This window comes from Anabaena sp. FACHB-83 (assembly GCF_014697485.1).
Lineage (GTDB): Bacteria > Cyanobacteriota > Cyanobacteriia > Cyanobacteriales > Nostocaceae > Nostoc_B.
Map to the genome: position 1 here is coordinate 1 of NZ_JACJRY010000004.1, position 16,994 is coordinate 16,994.

Annotated in this window: 13 protein-coding genes; 5 read left to right on the plus strand and 8 right to left on the minus strand. The window is 40.4% G+C overall.

The genetic code is table 11. The features are described from left to right. Positions 1-410 precede the first annotated feature (410 nt). Positions 411-1,079 (minus strand): 2OG-Fe dioxygenase family protein, encoded by a 669-nt coding sequence (locus H6G79_RS06010; RefSeq protein ID WP_190593634.1) that lies wholly within the window; start codon positions 1,077-1,079, stop codon positions 411-413. A gap of 333 nt (positions 1,080-1,412) precedes the next feature. Between H6G79_RS06010 and H6G79_RS06015 the strand changes: the two genes are divergently transcribed. The 3 genes from H6G79_RS06015 (at position 1,413) to H6G79_RS06025 (ending at position 9,025) form a co-directional block, all read left to right on the plus strand. After that, positions 1,413-2,075 (plus strand): hypothetical protein, encoded by a 663-nt coding sequence (locus H6G79_RS06015; RefSeq protein WP_313933883.1) that lies wholly within the window; start codon positions 1,413-1,415, stop codon positions 2,073-2,075. Beyond that, positions 2,068-2,901, plus strand: coding sequence for a nucleotidyl transferase AbiEii/AbiGii toxin family protein (locus tag H6G79_RS06020; RefSeq protein WP_190593632.1), 834 nt, complete (start codon positions 2,068-2,070; stop codon positions 2,899-2,901). The genes H6G79_RS06015 and H6G79_RS06020 overlap by 8 nt, the downstream gene beginning before the upstream one ends. A gap of 172 nt (positions 2,902-3,073) precedes the next feature. Next, entirely contained in the window at positions 3,074-9,025 is a 5,952-nt protein-coding gene (locus H6G79_RS06025; RefSeq protein ID WP_190593629.1) for an AAA family ATPase, read from the plus strand. Between the two features lie 69 nt (positions 9,026-9,094). Here the strand turns inward: H6G79_RS06025 and H6G79_RS06030 are convergent, their stop codons facing one another. The 5 genes from H6G79_RS06030 to H6G79_RS06050 all read right to left on the minus strand — a co-directional run bounded on the left by H6G79_RS06030 (position 9,095) and on the right by H6G79_RS06050 (position 12,891). After that, the gene (locus tag H6G79_RS06030) at positions 9,095-9,952 is read right to left on the minus strand and encodes a metal ABC transporter permease (protein WP_190593627.1); all 858 of its coding nucleotides are present in this window, start codon (positions 9,950-9,952) and stop codon (positions 9,095-9,097) included. Positions 9,953-10,112: 160 nt separating this feature from the next. After that, the gene (locus H6G79_RS06035; RefSeq protein ID WP_190593625.1) at positions 10,113-10,499 is read right to left on the minus strand and encodes a PIN domain-containing protein; all 387 of its coding nucleotides are present in this window, start codon (positions 10,497-10,499) and stop codon (positions 10,113-10,115) included. Continuing rightward, positions 10,496-10,726, minus strand: a complete 231-nt coding sequence (locus H6G79_RS06040; RefSeq protein ID WP_190593623.1) for a type II toxin-antitoxin system Phd/YefM family antitoxin — start codon at positions 10,724-10,726, stop codon at positions 10,496-10,498. The genes H6G79_RS06035 and H6G79_RS06040 overlap by 4 nt, the downstream gene beginning before the upstream one ends. Before the next feature lie 107 nt (positions 10,727-10,833). Continuing rightward, complete coding sequence (locus H6G79_RS06045) at positions 10,834-11,700, minus strand: metal ABC transporter ATP-binding protein (protein ID WP_190593621.1); 867 nt, start codon at positions 11,698-11,700, stop codon at positions 10,834-10,836. A gap of 132 nt (positions 11,701-11,832) precedes the next feature. Continuing rightward, positions 11,833-12,891 carry a metal ABC transporter substrate-binding protein gene (locus tag H6G79_RS06050; RefSeq protein WP_190593619.1) on the minus strand — a complete coding sequence of 353 codons (1,059 nt, stop codon included), beginning with the start codon at positions 12,889-12,891 and terminating at the stop codon, positions 11,833-11,835. A 712-nt stretch (positions 12,892-13,603) separates the two neighbouring features. Here H6G79_RS06050 and H6G79_RS06055 point away from each other — a divergent pair. Both H6G79_RS06055 and H6G79_RS06060 read left to right on the plus strand, forming a co-directional pair. Then, positions 13,604-14,524, plus strand: coding sequence for a lipid kinase (locus tag H6G79_RS06055; RefSeq protein ID WP_190593617.1), 921 nt, complete (start codon positions 13,604-13,606; stop codon positions 14,522-14,524). 115 nt (positions 14,525-14,639) lie between these two features. After that, positions 14,640-15,245 (plus strand): exopolysaccharide biosynthesis protein, encoded by a 606-nt coding sequence (locus H6G79_RS06060; RefSeq protein WP_190593637.1) that lies wholly within the window; start codon positions 14,640-14,642, stop codon positions 15,243-15,245. A gap of 135 nt (positions 15,246-15,380) precedes the next feature. Here the strand turns inward: H6G79_RS06060 and H6G79_RS06065 are convergent, their stop codons facing one another. Continuing rightward, on the minus strand, positions 15,381-16,103 hold the full coding sequence (locus H6G79_RS06065; RefSeq protein WP_190593615.1) for a cadmium resistance transporter: 723 nt from the start codon (positions 16,101-16,103) through the stop codon (positions 15,381-15,383). Between the two features lie 245 nt (positions 16,104-16,348). Continuing rightward, a complete protein-coding gene (locus H6G79_RS06070) occupies positions 16,349-16,960 on the minus strand; it encodes a DUF1003 domain-containing protein (protein ID WP_190593613.1) in 612 nt (203 codons plus the stop codon). Between the last annotated feature and the right edge of the window lie 34 nt (positions 16,961-16,994).

Here is a 16,994-nt window from a genome sequence, read left to right on the forward strand (position 1 = left end):
AATCTGGTACTTTTTTGAGTTCTGTGATTAAGCTGGTAGTCATTAGCACCCTGATTTAATACTGTTATCATCCTGATTCAACCATTTTTCTTTTGAGAATGAAACAGTCCTGCTTTTTAAGGGGGACTTGAAGAAAATTCCCCCCTTTTTAAGGGGGGTTAGGGGGGATCGAAATGCTACTAGGCAACTTGATAAGACTTGTGTGTACACCATAGGTAGGTTGGGTGGAGGAACGGAACCCAACATTCTCAAGACTGATGGAAAAAAGTAATGAGTAATGAATAATGAGTAATGAGTCAGAAATTTACTTATTACTCATGGTTTAACTCGCTTACTTCAAAAGTGCTGTGTGTGCAACTTTACATTCAATTGGTATAAGTTTATTCAAAAATCAAATCAGATTCTTATATTTATTCAGTTAGCAAACTAGGCGAAGTTAACACAAACACATCCCGAATACCTAACCCATCAACTTGCGGTTTAATGGGAGTCGTAAAATGGAAAAATTTATGGTCATTAACTAATAATAATTCACCAGAATTCAGCACTTTACTAAAAACTGGCTTTTCTTTTTTCGCTGTATATAAATGTGTTTCTCCACCTTGGATATTTTCTCTAGCCACAGAGAAGATCCCAATAAAATCTGTACCATCTTGATGGATACCCTCAGGGGCGGGATTACCCATATTTTCGGCGGAACAGATGGTTCTGATTTGATGAACTCCGATTTCTGCTTCTGGGTGCAGTTTACAAGAGTCGCTAAATGCTAAGACCATCTTTTTAAAGATATCAAGCTCAATAATGCTATCTTCTAATTCTGCAAATTCTCTTTTAATATCTCCCAATAAGGGGTTATATGTTTTGCTTTGGAAGAGGTAGCCATGCGGTAGTTTAATTAAATCATTCCCGGAAACGGTAAACCGGGATAATCTTCTTAAACGATAATTGCCCTTGATATAAGGATCAACTGGCAAATTATTAAAAAATGGCTGAAAACCTTCTGGATTAATAGAATTTACCTTTCTTAAGGTGAACAGAAAAGCATATTCTAATTCTGTTGATTCCCATACTTTTTGCATAGGATTGACCTGCTGATTAGGTTTAAATCCTCCGCTATTTTTCTTTCTCGGAGGCTTATACCACCGAGTATATGATACTTTTTATTAAACTGTCGTTAAATTGACTACAGAATTTGACAATTTGTGATAAAGCAATAACTTTGTAAAGAAGGTAGGAGTGAGGGGAACAAGGGAAGGGAGACAAGGAGGACAAGGGAGATAAGGGGGATTTTCGTCTTTTATTGCTTGACAAGGTTTGTTTGTAATATGTATACTACAAAGAGTCGGGTGAAAAAGTTTTCTATGATACAACCGAAACTGCAAATTACAGAACCACCCTTTCATTAGCTGGCGGTGTTGAATCATATTGCTAAATATAATTACGCAGGCACATTTGAAGCTCATATTACAATCTGTGCAGAGTCACCAGCTACAGTACAGCACTTTCAACAGATTTGTCGGCAGTTAAAGATTAAATGTATTTTGATTGAGTTACCTGTGGGAGTGGTGCGATCGCAACCAATGACCGCATCCCATCATCGGGGAACTTTGCCGGAAGTTTACACCGAAGTTTACCACCTTGCCCAAACAATTTCCCAGGCAGGTTTTTTGGTGACGCGGGTGAAAATTGAAGCAATGGTGTATAACCAAGACATCCCGGTGACAGATCAGGAAGTTTTGCAGCATCCTGCAAGCAATTATTTTGAGTTTCACATCAAAGCCTTGCTGGCAGATAATACCGACTTAGAAGCTTTGCGCCAACATTGTGCAGTCCAAGGCGCACATTTATCTAGCAATGCTTTTAAACAGAAAACTCATAGCCAACATCAGCGATTTATTACCTTACGGTTGTATGGAATAGGACGGAACGCGGCACAAGACCGCTTTCAGAAACTCCTGCAATCACTACGGTCAAAGGGTATTTCTTTAGTGCAACCACAGCAAGAATATACTGTGTTTGATAGCAACATCGGGCTTGATGCTGGCTGGTTGGGAGGTGTAAATAATCATGCTTGAGCAAATTTTACAGGACATTTCGCAAACAAGCGATCGCCCACTTGCAGAAGTCCTGAATTATCACCTCCTGGAAAGTCTTTTGCGTCGTGTTGCTAACTCCACTCACACCGCAGATTTAGTGCTGCGTGGCGGAATGTTAACACGGTTGTGGGTTCCCCCAGGGCATCGTATTGCAGTTGATGTCGATTTTCTGGGGTTATATCCCTTTGATATTGAAGCCACAACCAAACGCTTTCGGGAATTGCTGGCGACTGAAGGATTTAGTGATGCTGTGGTTTTTCATCTAGAATCCCTAGAATCTTATGGTATTTGGTTGGAAGATCCATTTCCTGGTGTGCGCCTGCAACTTGATGCTTCCGTACTAGATTACCGTCAAAAGCTGCAAATTGATGTCGGCTTTAACGATCCCCTCGTTCCCCCCGCCCAATGGATTGAATATCCTACCTTAGTGACAGCAGAACCAGTAAAACTTCTAGCCGCTAGACCAGAATTAATGGCGGGTTGGAAACTACACGGTTTAATTGAACAAGGTGCTAAACGCTGGCGCGGTAAAGATTTGTATGACCTGATGTTGCTGGCGACAGTAGTACCGTTAGATAAAACATTGTTGCCAGAAGCTATCAAAATAGCTTTTAGTAGTCATAATGCTGATTTGCAAGAAGTACTGACAATTCTCTCTCAACCCCAATGGTGGAATACAGGGAAAAATCGACGGAATTGGCGCTATTACTGCCGGAAAGTGCCGACACAAATCATGCCTGATGATTTTATGACTGTTGTGGCAAAAGTCACTGATTATTGGCGACCGATTGTTGCTAAACTGTAGCAAAGTGCTGAGGTAAGTCAAAAGGCAAAAATGAAGAATACTTTTGACTTCTGCGGCTTTGTCGGAATGCCTTCTGCCTTCTTGAATGTAAATTTTATGTGATGCGATCGCCAAAATTTCTGGGAATTATAAAGATAGGCAGTCGTAAAAAATATGTGTTTCACTGAAAGCTATGGCAGACTCTAATAGCACCCACACGCAACCGCTTTTGCAGGCTTTAGGTTATCAACTCCTTGAGCAAATCTATCAAGGAACAAAAACAATTGTTTATCGTGCGGTGCAAATAGAGACACAGCGCCCAGTAGTAATTAAGTTACTGCATCAAGATTATCCCAGTTTTAGTGAACTTGTACAATTTCGCAATCAATATACCGTCACCAAAAATCTGCCGAGCGCGGGTATTGTTCAACCCTTGAGTCTGGAATCGTTGGGGAACAGTTATGCCTTGGTTATGGAAGACTTTGGCAGTATTTCTTTAGAGCAGTACCTCCAACAACAGCCCCTCTCACCGACTGAGACGCTGGTTATTGCCATTCAAATAGCAGAGATTCTCCATCACCTGCATCAACATCGAGTCATCCATAAAGACATTAAACCAGCCAACATTCTCATCCACCCAGACTCCAAACAAGTACAACTCATCGACTTCAGTATTGCTTCCCTGTTACCCAAAGAAACCCAAACCATCCAAAATCCCAATGTGTTAGAAGGCACTCTAGCTTATCTTGCGCCAGAACAAACAGGACGGATGAATCGGGGGGTTGATTACCGAGCAGATTTTTACGCTCTGGGTATCACACTGTATCAGTTGTTAACTAGACAATTGCCATTTATCAGTGAAGACCCATTGGAGTTGATTCATTGTCACATTGCTCAAGTACCGATGTCGGTAAATCAGGTGAATCCCGATGTACCGCAGATGGTAGCTGCAATTGTGGCTAAACTAATGGCGAAAAATGCCGAAGACCGTTATCAGAGTGCCATCGGACTCAAATATGATCTGGAACATTGTTTGAGCCAGTACAAAGAAACAGGCACAATTGCGGAATTTAAACTAGGACAGAGAGATTTGAGCGATCGCTTCATCATCCCCGAAAAGCTCTACGGTAGGGAAACCGAAGTACAAGTCTTACTCGATGCCTTTGAGCGGGTAGCCGTTGGAACTACAGAATTAATGCTGGTGGCGGGTTTTTCGGGGATTGGGAAAACTGCCGTCATCAATGAAGTCCACAAACCCATTGTCCGCCAGCGTGGTTATTTTATTAAAGGTAAGTTTGACCAGTTCAATCGCAACATTCCCTTGGGTGCTTTTATGCAAGCCTTTCGGGATTTAGTCGGGCAATTGCTCAGTGAAAGTGATGTCCAATTGCAACACTGGAAGACTCGGATTTTAGCAGCATTGGGAGAAAATGCCCAAGTGATTGTAGAACTGATTCCCGAACTGGAAAGGATTATTGGTATACAACCCCCAGCACCGGAACTATCAGGAACCGCAGCCCAAAATCGGTTTAATTTATTGTTCCAAAAATTCATTCAAGTCTTCACCCAGCCCGAACACCCGTTAGTGATGTTTGTGGATGATTTGCAATGGGCAGATTCGGCTTCCTTGAATTTGATTCAAGTGTTAATGTCTGAGTCGCAAACGGGCTGTCTATTAATGCTGGGTGCTTATCGGGATAATGAGGTGTTTGCTGCCCACCCATTGATATTGACTCTCAATGGTATAGAAAAAGCTGGGGTAAAAATCCACACCATCACCCTACAACCCCTGAGTTTCAATAGTCTCAATCATCTGATTGCCGATACCCTTTATGCTCCTGCATCTTTAGTGCAACCACTTACAGAACTGGTCATGCAGAAAACTCAGGGTAATCCCTTCTTTGCGACGCAGTTTTTGAAGGCATTACATCAAGACCAGTTAATTACCTTTGACTCGAATGCAGGATATTGGCAGTTTAATATTGTGCAAGTGCGAGATGCAGCTTTAACCGATGATGTTGTTGAATTGATGGTGCAGCAATTACAAAAACTGCCGGAAACAACCCAAGAGATTTTAAAACTTGCGGCTTGTATTGGCGCACAGTTTGATTTAAATACACTGGCGATTGTTTCGCAGCAATCCCAAACAGAAGTAGCAGCAACATTGTGGAAAGCCTTACAGGAAGGTTTAGTTCTGCCTCAAAGTGATATTTACAAATTTTATTTGGGGGAAAATGAGGTGAATCAGCACACCCCACAGGAAACCCTCAATTATCGGTTTCTGCACGATCGCGTCCAACAAGCAGCTTATTCTCTGATTTACGATGAGCAGAAAACCTCAACTCACCTGCATATCGGACAATTACTGCTACAAAATTCCTCGGAAACGGTAAAACAGGAAAAATTGTTTGATATTGTTGAGCATTTGAATTTAGGACAATGCCTAATTAGTCAACCAAGCGATCGCCAAGAATTAGCTCAACTCAATTTGCAAGCTGGAGTTAAGGCCAGAAATTCTACAGCCTATCCAGCAGCCAGGACTTATTTACAAACAGGAATTACTTTATTAGAAAGCAACTGTTGGCAACATCAATATGAATTGACTTTAAATCTGTATATTACATCTACTGAAGTCAGTTATTTGAATGGCGACTTTGAGGGTATGGAACAGCAAGCAGCATTGGTGTTACAGCAAGCGCAAACAGTTCTAGACCGCGTGAAAATTTATGAAATTCAAATTGCTGCCAACACTTTACAAAGTCATGTCTTAGAGGCGATCGCTGTGGGCAGAACAGCTTTATCCCTATTGGGAATTGAACTACCTGAAGAAGCCAACGACACCAAGATTGCTACAGCACTACAAACCCTCAGCACCCAGTTAGCAAATATTCCAGTAGAAACATTGGTCGATTTACCAGTTACCAATGATAGTGTTACCCAAGCAGCAATGCGTATTATGGGCATCTTATTTCCACCAATGATTCAGGGTATGCCCAGTTTATTACCTTTGCTAAGTTCCAAGATGGTCAGTCTATCTTTGCAATCGGGAAATACAGTATCATCAACTATCGGCTATGCCATACACGGATTAGTCATGTCTGCCTTTTTAGCAGATGCAGCTACAGGCTATGATTTTGGCAAAGTTGCTTTAAATTTACTCGAAAAATATAATACCCCAGAGATTAAGCCCATCGTGATGTTTCTGTTTGGCAGCTTTATTCAACTCCATAAAGAGCCATTGCAGAACTCAATCCCAACCTTGAAAACAGCTTTTGATGTGGGGATGGAGACTGGTAATTTTATGTACGCTGGCTTTTCCTTAGCTATCCACAGCAATTGCCGATTTTTTAGTGGTGAAGAATTGAGTGGTTTTGTGCAAGACATGGCTCACTATAGTCTGGCTTTAGCTCAGGTGAAACAATATGCGGCTCAAGCCTATATAGATTTAGGAAAACAAACAGCAGAAAATTTTATTGAAATAGTGACTCAACCACATTGTTTAACCGGAAATTCTTACAATGAAACAGTGATGCTGCCTAAGCACCAGCAAGATGGGGATGGAACAGCGATCGCAGAAGTCTATATATATAAGTTATTACTGGCTTACTATTTTGGTAATTATCAAGATGCAATTCATTATGAGGCTCAAGCACAGTCTTACATAGCAGCTTTATCAGGCACATTTTTCGTGCCTATTTTTTATTTTTATGCAGCCCTGACTCATTTGACACGCTTACCGGTTCAATCAGAACAGGATCAAGATGAAATTTTGGCAATGGCTCAAACCCATCAAACGACTCTGGCTCAATTTGCACATCAAGCACCCATGAATCACCAACATAAGGTAGATTTAATCGAGGCAGAAAAGCAACGGGTGTGGGGTGAAAATTACCTAGCCGCAGATTTATATGATCGCGCCATTGCAGGAGCAAAAGCCAACGGATTCATCCAAGATGAAGCCTTAGCCAACGAACTCGCCGCCAAATTCTATCTCAACTGGGAGAAAGAGAAAGTCGCCGCAGGTTATATGCAAGAAGCCTACTACTGTTATACCCATTGGGGAGCTAAAGCCAAAGTTGCTAACTTAGAAACCAGCTATCCCAATCTGCTTCGCCCCATCTTGCAACAGACACAAGCATCTACGAGCATTTTGAGTACCCTAGCAACGATTTCCCCGTTAACTGTATCTAGTCATACCAGCGATCGCAAGAGTTCCAGTAGTACCAACATTAACCAGTCCGTTGATTTTGCCACTATCCTCAAAGCCTCTCAAGGACTTTCTAGCACAATTCAATTAGATGAACTTTTACATCAACTCACCCAAATCATTCTGCAAAACTCAGGCGCAGATCGCTGTGCCTTGATGTTGCTGAGTGAGACTGGAGAATGGCAAGTGCGGGCAATGGCTACTCCTCATGAAACACAACTATGTGCTGAACCACTCACTAATAATCCTTATGTACCAATAAAGTTGATTTATTACGTCAAAAACACCCAAGAAGTTGTGGTGATTGACAACATGGAAACTAGCTTACCTGTGATTGGGGAATATCTCAGACAACACCAGCCCCAAAGCTTACTATGTTTGCCCTTGCTCCATCAAGGGCATTTAATTGGCATCTTATATCTCAACAATCAACTTACCAGTGGAGTATTTACTGAAGAGCGGATTTTAATTCTCAATTTCCTCTGCACCCAAGCGGCAATTTCCCTGGAAAATGCCCGACTTTATCAACAGTTGGAACACTCACTCCAAGATGCTCAACAAAAGTCGCAGGATTTAGCAGAAGTTTTGGCACTTTCCAATGGACAACAACAAATTTTGGCGTTGATTGCCCAAGGGGTTTCCTTAAACACGATTTTAGAAGCAACTGTCCGATACATTGAAAGCCACGTTCATCATCCAGCCTATTGTTCCGTTTTGCTGATTGATACCGAAGGGCGATTATGTTATGGCGCAGCACCCAGTTTGCCAGCAGGCTACAATGCCATAGTTGATGGGGCTAAAATTGGCCCAGAAGTTGGTTCTTGTGGAACTGCCGCCTATTGCAAAGCATCTGTTACAGTGACAGATATTGCTACCGATCCCCTCTGGGCTAATTATCAATTCGCCTTAGACTTTGGTTTGCGGGCTTGTGCTTCGACACCCATTTTAGGTGCGGAAGGACAGGTGCTGGCTACCCTGGCTATGTATCAGCCTGTAGCTGGGGAATTTACCCTACATGACCGCCAACTGATGGAAGTTGCCACCTATCTTGCCCGCATTGCCATTGAACGCCATCAAGCAGATGTAGAATTGCAAAATACTCAATTACAAGTACTACAAAGCGAAAAAATGGCATCTCTGGGAAATCTGGTGGCTGGGGTTGCCCATGAAATCAACAACCCCATCGGTTTCCTGAATGGCAGTATCAGCAATGGCCAAGACTACGTACAAGATTTACTGGGACATTTAGCCCTTTATCAACAGGAGTATCCCGAACCAAACAAGGTAATTCAAAACAATGCTGACAAAATAGACTTGGAATTTCTGGCGGAAGACTTACCCAAGTTACTCCATTCGATGAAAGGTGCAACGAATCGGATCACAAATATCAGTACAAGTCTGCGTACCTTCTCCCGTGCTGATACCGAATACAAAATCTCTGCCAATCTCCATGAGGGACTTGATAGCACATTGTTAATTTTGAAATATCGCCTCAAAGCCAACGAACACCGTCCAGAGATTCAAGTTATCCAAGAGTTTGACGATTTACCCACAATCGAATGCTTCCCTGGACAGTTAAACCAAGTATTTATGAATCTCTTGGCTAATGCCATTGATATGTTTGACGAAATGGCGCAAACTCAATCCTTCAAAGAACTAGAAGCCAATCCCCAAATCATTACTATCCATACTGAAGTTAGATCAAAGCAGGTATATATCGGTATCCGCGATAATGGCAAAGGTATGACACAAGAAGTACAAGAGAAAATTTTTGAGCATTTATTTACTACTAAAGCTGTGGGTAAAGGTACGGGTTTGGGATTAGCGATCGCTCGTCAAATTGTGGTAGAAAAACATGGTGGCAGACTGGAAGTACAGTCCCAGTTGGGTCAAGGTAGCGAGTTTTGCATCTACCTGCCGATTGGTGAGGAGTGCTGAGTTATCAGTCCCATATTCTCCCCACTCTCCCTTGTCTGTCTCATTCATATCTCAAACAAGACTCCCACACTACCCTTGATAATGTTGTGTAGAGATGGGTGGTAAGTAGCGTTTTCGCCGACTTTGAATGCTTTTCCACAGTAAGACACCAGCAAAAATTAAAGTGGATAGCAAAACTACACTAGCGCCAGACGCAATATCTAAGTAGTAGCTGAGGTAAATTCCCACAAATGCGATCGCTGCGCCTAAAATGCCAGAAATAATCATAATATAACCAAAGCGATCGCTCAACAGTCGCGCAATGGAAGCTGGAATCACTACCGCAGAGATAATTAATGTCACTCCCAAAATATTTAATGTGGCGACTAACAAAGTTGCCAGCATTAAAGCAAATAATGTATCCATCACCACCACTGGTACACCATGCACCTGTGCTACTTCTCTATCAAAACACCAAAACAACAAAGGGCGATAAAATACAAACACTAAGCCTAAAATCACAATCGATACTACCGTCACAAACCACAAATCTGTAGGAGAAACGCCCAAGACATTGCCAAATAAAGCCGCTTCAAAGTTTTGGCTAAATTTGCGATAGGTACTAATTACCGCGACACCCAAAGCAAAACTCGCTGTGGTGACAATTCCAATGGCAGCATCAGAATATACTTTGCGACCTGTAAGATATTGGATAAGCAAGGCGGCAGCAAATCCCCAAATTCCCGAACCAATATAAAAATTTAGCCCTAAAACATAGCTCAACACTGCTCCGCCCAAAATAGCATGGGAAAGACCATGAGCAATGTAACTCATCCGGCGCGTAATGATATATACACCCATCACACCGCACAATAGCCCCGCCATCATCCCCACAATGACAGCACGGCTAAAAAATTCATAAGCAAAAGGTTTAAGTAGAAATTCCATGTATTTAATAAGTTTGGTAGTTATTGTATTTAGGACTTACGCAACTATCATATTTTTTCTGTAGGGTGTGTGACGCAACGAGAAGATTTGAACGTAGTTATAAGATTTATAGCGTCACACACCAACCGCCAATTGTGACACTTACGTAAGTCCTGTGTATTTACCAATAACGAGTGACTGCGTAATTGTCTAAAACTGCATCTGCACTAATGATCGGAATCTTTTCTGTGATTGCTTGAGCAACTAAAAGCCGATCAAAGGGATCTTTATGATGAAATGGTAAATTAACAATCGCGGCTGTATGAGAAACTTTAATAGGTAATATTTCCAATTCGTTGACGTAGATTTGACGCTCAATCCAGGTAGCAAAGCTTTCAGGAATTTGATATTTACCAATACTAACTTTGATAGCAATTTCCCAATAGGAAACAGGACTTAGTAAGATGTCATTCAAAGGATCAACAATCAAATTACAAGCAACTTGACTAAGAGAGCGATCATTAAGTACAAACCAAAGAAATGCCTGAGTATCGAGTAACAACTTCACGGCATATAATTTTGAAAGTCTTCTAAGTGGGTTTCATCGTCAGACAAAATAGTTAAAGTTCCGATCGCACTACCGGGCTGTCGTGGTTTACGCAGTGGCGGAAGTTCGGCAATTAGTCTGGCGACAGTGCGATCGCCTGTAATAATTTCTACTTCTTCACCAGGTTGCAGACTAGCAATCAGTTCGGCTAAACGAAGTTGTGCTTCTGTTAATGGAATTCGTGTCATTGTTTTGGGTTTTGATACCATTGCTTTTGTTTAATTTTACAGTTATCGATAATTGGACGATGAATCATCGGAAAGCTGACAAAATAAACTTTTTTGGGTTGCTTTTGCTAATTGCTACTACTTGAAGATTTAGAATTATGTCCGTTGTGGCTTGAGGGAATTTTTCTGAGAATATCGGGTAAATTGTCTTGCATTTGATGGCGTAACGAAGTACCTGCATTAGCAATCAAAATGCGATCGCTTTGATGAAATACCACCATTTCTGCACCAAAGGTCTGCTTTAAAATTGCAGGTGTAAACACATCGCTGGGTTCACCTTGGGCAATAACACTGTGATTAAAACACACTACCCAAGGTAAATGAGTCGCTACCGAATTTAAATCATGGGTGGAAAGTAGAATTGTTAACCCTTGTTGATTTAGTTCCGCCAACAAATGTAATAATTCATGCTGCACTCGTAAATCAGAACTACTTGTTGGTTCATCTAACAGAACAATTTCTGGTTCACCAACTAACGCCCTAGCAATAAATACCCGTTGCTGTTGTCCACCAGATAACTCACCAATGGGACGATTAGCAATGTGCGCTATTCCTACCCGTTCTAATAAAGCTTTAGCTATAATGCGATCGCGGTATGATGACCAAGGTAAAAATTGCTGTTTGCGGTAACGTCCCATCATCACTACTTCCAGTGCAGTTACCGGAAAATTCCAATCTACTGTTTCTACTTGCGGGACATAACCCACCTTTGGCGGCGCGGTTCCCGGTTTTAAACGTTTTCCACGAAACCAAATTTCTCCCGCCCAAGGTTTAACTAACCCTAATATGGCTTTAATTAGAGTAGTTTTCCCACTACCCGAAGGCCCCACTAAACCAGAAAGTTGCCCAGGATATAAGCACAAATTGACATTCGTCAACACTGGTTGAGTTTGAAAACCACAGGTAAGATTTTTAATTTCTAATATTGTTTCCATGCAAATTAAGTAATTGAAGTATGAAGTGTGAAGTGGGGGATGAGGGAGACAAGGAAGCAATCTTTCTACCTTGTCTACCCCCTCTACCTTGTCTACCCTCTCTACCTTGTCTACTCCTCACTCCACACTTTGTTATTTATTAGCCGTGGTAGCTGGGCCGACGACATTGGTAGTATTTAGCTTGTCAACTAATTGAGGATTTCCGCCCAGATTTGCGGCCATGATTCGCAGATTGTTTGCCATCATGCCAATGTAAGTATGCTGGGGATTAGTATTTTCTATGGCATTAGCTGATCCCGTTCCTGGTAATTCATCATCAGAGGTATTGGCTATTTTGACTTTGGCTTCTCTGGCAATTTGTTCTTCAACTTTGCTGGGGTAGACTTCTGAACCAAAAATTGCAGGTACTCCAGATTTGCGAATTTGGTCGATGAGTTTGGCAACATCTTGGGCGGAAGGTTCTTTAAAATCAGATGGTTGAATTGCGCCGATAACTTCAAAGCCATATTCTCTAGCCCAGTAAGCCCAAGAGTCGTGGTATGTTAACAGTTTGCGATTTTTAGCAGGAATACTCGCCACCACTTCACGGGTAACTTTGTCTAATTCGTCCAGACGTTGCAAGTAGTTCGTCAAATTTTTCTCGTAGTATTCTTTCCCTTCGGGGTCTAACTTTGTTAATTGTTGCGCGGCTAATTTAGCATAAGCTTCTGCATATTTGGGGTTTACCCACAAATGGGGATTGGGGTCTCCTTTTTCTTTGGGAAAGCTAAAATCATAAATCCATTGGGCTTCCGTAATAGTGTTGTTCCCCAGTTCATAAATATTTGTTTCTTTGGGTTTAGAAGTTTTTGCGAGTTTTTCCGTGGGTACTTCTAAACGCAGTCCGTTGACGATAATCAAATTAGCTTTGGATAACAAATCAGCATCACTAGGGCGCGGTTCAAATGTATGAGAGTCAGCACCTTCAGGAATAATGCCTTTGACTTGAGTGCGATCGCCTGCAATATTACTCACAATATTCGTGATCGGTGCAACTGTGGTCACAACAGTTAGTTTACTTTTAGTTTGATTCTGCACAGGTTTTGCAGTCGCACCAGTGCCACCAGGGTTAGGAGACACTGTTGTATTTGGTGGTGCATTACAAGCTGTTAGTGACAAACTAAGTATTAATAACCACGCAGATGTTTTCATTACTTGAATATTAGTAATTTTTTGGGTGTGAAATCATCCAATAGTAAATATTTTCCTCCTAGTTAATACAATCCCCCAATAGAGGATTTCCCTGTAACTTTTATGTTTTTTTAACATCTGGCTGGTTTTAGGATTAATTCTGTCTAAAAAACTGGGTATGAGTTCCTTCTTAAGATAGATGTTTCTATATGACAAGCCATATATTTCAGTATAAATCTAACTCGATAATGATTTTTTGGGCATAATATTACACCGAGTTTACTAATTAATAAAAAATATAATGTTTGATCATTTAGATATTGAATTTCACCAAAATTATTGGGGTTTAATTTTGATTAATATTGAAAACAATTTTTATTCTTGCAAAACTTATTTTTTCTTAATACTTAGTAATAATTATTCGTAATGTTACATATATTTCAGCGAAATGAGGTATAAGTGTACAATCCAAAATTATGTAGAGGCGTTAGGCTGAAGCCATAATACACCCTACTTAAGATTTACTTTATAAATTATTTCTTAATGATTGCTGATGACTCTTAAACCTAAAATGCTTTAATAAAGAGTAATTTGACTACATTTTGTTTAAATCTGTTTAATATATAATTAAGTAAGCTTATGCAATAAATCAAAAGTTACAAACATAGAAATAAACCAATCAAGTAAAAAATATACTTACATATCTTTATCTTAACCAAATTAATTAAATTGTATGGAAGCTGATAATTGGCAACAAACAAGACAAAGGTCAATACCAGTAAATTCCCGTGCGTTACTGTTAGTTAATCGTCATGCCCGCCAAGGAGAGCAAAGATTACGAGAAGCAACTCATTATCTAAATAAACTTGGCTTTAAATTAATAGAAGAATCTACCGAAAGCCCCAAACATCTTTCAGAAATTATTCGCCGTTATCAACATGAAGTTGATTTAGTAATTGTGGGTGGTGGTGATGGAACTTTAAACGCCGCAGTGGAAGCTTTAGTAGAAACACAATTACCTTTAGGAATTTTACCTTTAGGTACTGCCAACGATTTAGCCAGAACATTAGCAATTCCCAATTCCTTAGCAGAAGCTTGCGAAATTATTGCCTATGGAGAATTGCGCCGCATTGATTTAGGTTGGGTAAACGGGAAACATTTTTTTAATGTTGCCAGTATGGGATTGAGTGTCAAAATTACCCAAAAACTCACCAAAGAAAGAAAACGTCGTTGGGGAGTATTAGCTTATATTGCCACTGCATTACAAGTAATTTGGGAGTCTCGCCCCTTTAGCGCCGAAATTAAAATCAAGGATCAATCCTTTCGTGTTAAAACTGTGCAGATTGCGATCGGTAACGGTCGTTATTATGGTGGTGGTATGGCAGTAGTTCACGATGCCACTATTGATGATCAAAGATTGGATCTCTACAGTTTAGAAATAGAACACTGGTGGCAAATCATACCCTTATTGCCAGCAATGCGCCAAGGTAGACATATTCACTGGCGGAGTGTACGGGCGCTGCAAGGACAAAAATTTGAAATTTATACTCGCAAACCCCGCCCAATTAATACTGATGGGGAAATCACAACTTATACTCCTGCCAGTTTTAAAGTCATACCCAAGGCAATACCGGTTTTAGTACCGCCAATATAAATTCAGAGAATAGTGTTTTTTCGATTCCTGACTCACCACTCCCCGATATTTAAATTTACATCCGATATACTAAAAAAAGCTGGGTCTTGTGACAATTCACTCTAACTCGCGCCAAATGCCTCTAAGATTTTCGCAAGAAATTAAATCCTTGCTACAACGCTTATCTAATCACCACTTAACTTTAGGTGATATTTTGGCAGAGACTGCGGAACGAGGGTTTAGCCTGATAATAGCTTTATTAGTTTTACCTTTTTTGTTTCCCATGCCTCCAGGGTTAGCTGGGCCTTTTGGTGCTGCTTGCTTGCTGGTTTCTATACAGATGGTTTTTGGCAGGCGATCGCCTTGGCTACCAAAACAAATCGCCAGATATCAATTTCCGCGTCCATTTGCCCAACTTATCTTAAAAAATCTCCAACGTCTCACAAAAATAGTCGAAAAAATTACCCGTCCGCGCCTAAAGCGTATCGCCAGTAATCCCTTAACTTGGCGACTGAACGGGTTATGTATTTCTTGGTTAACAATATTGCTAATGCTACCATTACCTTTAACAAATCCGATTCCGACTATTGGCATATTACTATTAGCAATTGCGACTCTCGAAGCTGATGGTTTATTGATTTGTATTGGTTATATTATTACTGCTTTAATTACTTCTTTCTTTGCATTTCTGGGATATGCAGTCTGGTTAGCGCCTGGGTTATTACCTAATTTTTTTAAATAAAACAAATTCTATAAATAAACCCCTCAGACTAGAAGTCTGGGGTTTTACCAACAAAGCTACATTAGGAATCCGCAGGATTTTCTTTCAATTTCAAAAGATGATCAATTGCTTTGCTGGCTGAACCATAATTGCTAACTATATTCTCCAGTCAACATCACTAGATGTTTCTACTTGTGCATTGATGCCATATAGTTTGACTAAGCCTGTTAAAACTAAACAGCTAACAACTAACGCAATGGGAGGTAATGAAGCACTATCTAAAACGATAAACACACCTAAACCAATCAACACAAAGGGAACAATGTTGTTACCATATTGCGAAATTAAATTACAGATAGCAGGTTGGCAGGTAAGTTTATATGTGCCGTAGCACCAAACACCAACAAGCGATAAAAAGACTGCAATAATCACTAGTAAACTAGAGAAATCTGCATTAGCAAACAATGGCATATAAATGCTGACATTATCACTACCATTCGCAATAGTAATAGCAGCCACACTAAAAGCTTGGGGAGATAACCAGTTAGTTAAGGGAGAAGATTTAGTTAATTCTGGTTCTGATGCGGTTGTTTCAGATGAATCTTGATCTGGATTCAATAGACGATGTAAGCCAATAACAATGGGTGCAAAACCAAGAAAACCCATCCACTCAGAAGGTAGAATTAAACCTCCTAAAAAACCAACTAAACTAGCAATTACTAATGTACTAAAACCTAGATATTGACCAATCACAATGTGTCGACAACGGAAACTTGCATTCACTTGCGAGAATAACAGCGTCAGGATAACTAAATCATCCAAATTTGTAGCGGTAAAAGCTGTGATACCAGTGGGAATACTGTTAATAATTCCATTCATGTCTATCTCTCCTTGATCTGCACATTGATTTCTGCATATTTTGGGAATTAACTACTTTAAGTAAGTGTAGAGATGTAGCATCCCAAATGAATTTATCTCAATAAGTAACTGAAGATAAAAAAGCTGCGAAGGCTGATTGTAACTGAAGAGTGGAAGAGTCAAGATTTTAGTCTAGAACTGGCTCAAGATATTTAAAATTTAGACTCTCACTCTGTTGAAAAAATGAAATTGTAGGTCATTCATTGTTATCGACGAATGTATTGATCAATAACTTTGGTATGATCATCAACGAACTTATCTTGTTTACTAACTGGAGTAAAAGGTGCTGTTTTCGGAAATTTTTCGTTAATTTGTACAACGAGTCCTGGTGCTAAAGTAACGCGATTATCTTTAACCTCCTTGGAAACACTTAAATGTACTTTCATTTCCCGCAACATTTGTTGCTGTTCTTTCACGATTTCAGTCAACTCAGCAATTTGTTGTGTATGCAATTTATCCAGTTTTTCATGGAGTAGTTCAATATTTTGTCCGGCGCGTAAGTTTACCTGATGGTCAATGTCGGCGTTTCTTCGGTCAGTATCAGACTGGCGGTTTTGACTCATTAATACAATTGGTGCAGTGTAAGCTGAAGCGAAAGAAAACACCAAGTTCAGCAGAATGAATGGTGACTCATCCCAGTGAGGAACTCCTGGTGCTAAGTTTAAACCAACCCATCCGGCTAAAACTGTGCTTTGACAAATCAGAAATTTCCAAGAACCTACATGAGATGCGAGTTTATCTGCAAGGCGTTGACCGGGAGTTAATTCTTCAGTTGTAATTTGTTGTGTTGCCAATTTTTGATTAACTACTGGCTTCATAATTTACCTCTCTGGGTGATTGCTGTCTGTGTTT

Excerpts from the sequence above, each read along its gene's own strand:
- H6G79_RS06040 (WP_190593623.1), bottom strand. The coding sequence starts at position 10,726 with ATGACACGAATTCCATTAACAGAAGCACAACTTCGTTTAGCCGAACTG.
- H6G79_RS06060 (WP_190593637.1), top strand. The coding sequence starts at position 14,640 with ATGCCTCTAAGATTTTCGCAAGAAATTAAATCCTTGCTACAACGCTTA.
- H6G79_RS06050 (WP_190593619.1), bottom strand. The coding sequence starts at position 12,891 with ATGAAAACATCTGCGTGGTTATTAATACTTAGTTTGTCACTAACAGCT.
- H6G79_RS06030 (WP_190593627.1), bottom strand. The coding sequence starts at position 9,952 with ATGGAATTTCTACTTAAACCTTTTGCTTATGAATTTTTTAGCCGTGCT.
- H6G79_RS06020 (WP_190593632.1), top strand. The coding sequence starts at position 2,068 with ATGCTTGAGCAAATTTTACAGGACATTTCGCAAACAAGCGATCGCCCA.
- H6G79_RS06045 (WP_190593621.1), bottom strand. The coding sequence starts at position 11,700 with ATGGAAACAATATTAGAAATTAAAAATCTTACCTGTGGTTTTCAAACT.
- H6G79_RS06010 (WP_190593634.1), bottom strand. The coding sequence starts at position 1,079 with ATGCAAAAAGTATGGGAATCAACAGAATTAGAATATGCTTTTCTGTTC.
- H6G79_RS06065 (WP_190593615.1), bottom strand. The coding sequence starts at position 16,103 with ATGAATGGAATTATTAACAGTATTCCCACTGGTATCACAGCTTTTACC.
- H6G79_RS06055 (WP_190593617.1), top strand. The coding sequence starts at position 13,604 with ATGGAAGCTGATAATTGGCAACAAACAAGACAAAGGTCAATACCAGTA.
- H6G79_RS06025 (WP_190593629.1), top strand. The coding sequence starts at position 3,074 with ATGGCAGACTCTAATAGCACCCACACGCAACCGCTTTTGCAGGCTTTA.
- H6G79_RS06070 (WP_190593613.1), bottom strand. The coding sequence starts at position 16,960 with ATGAAGCCAGTAGTTAATCAAAAATTGGCAACACAACAAATTACAACT.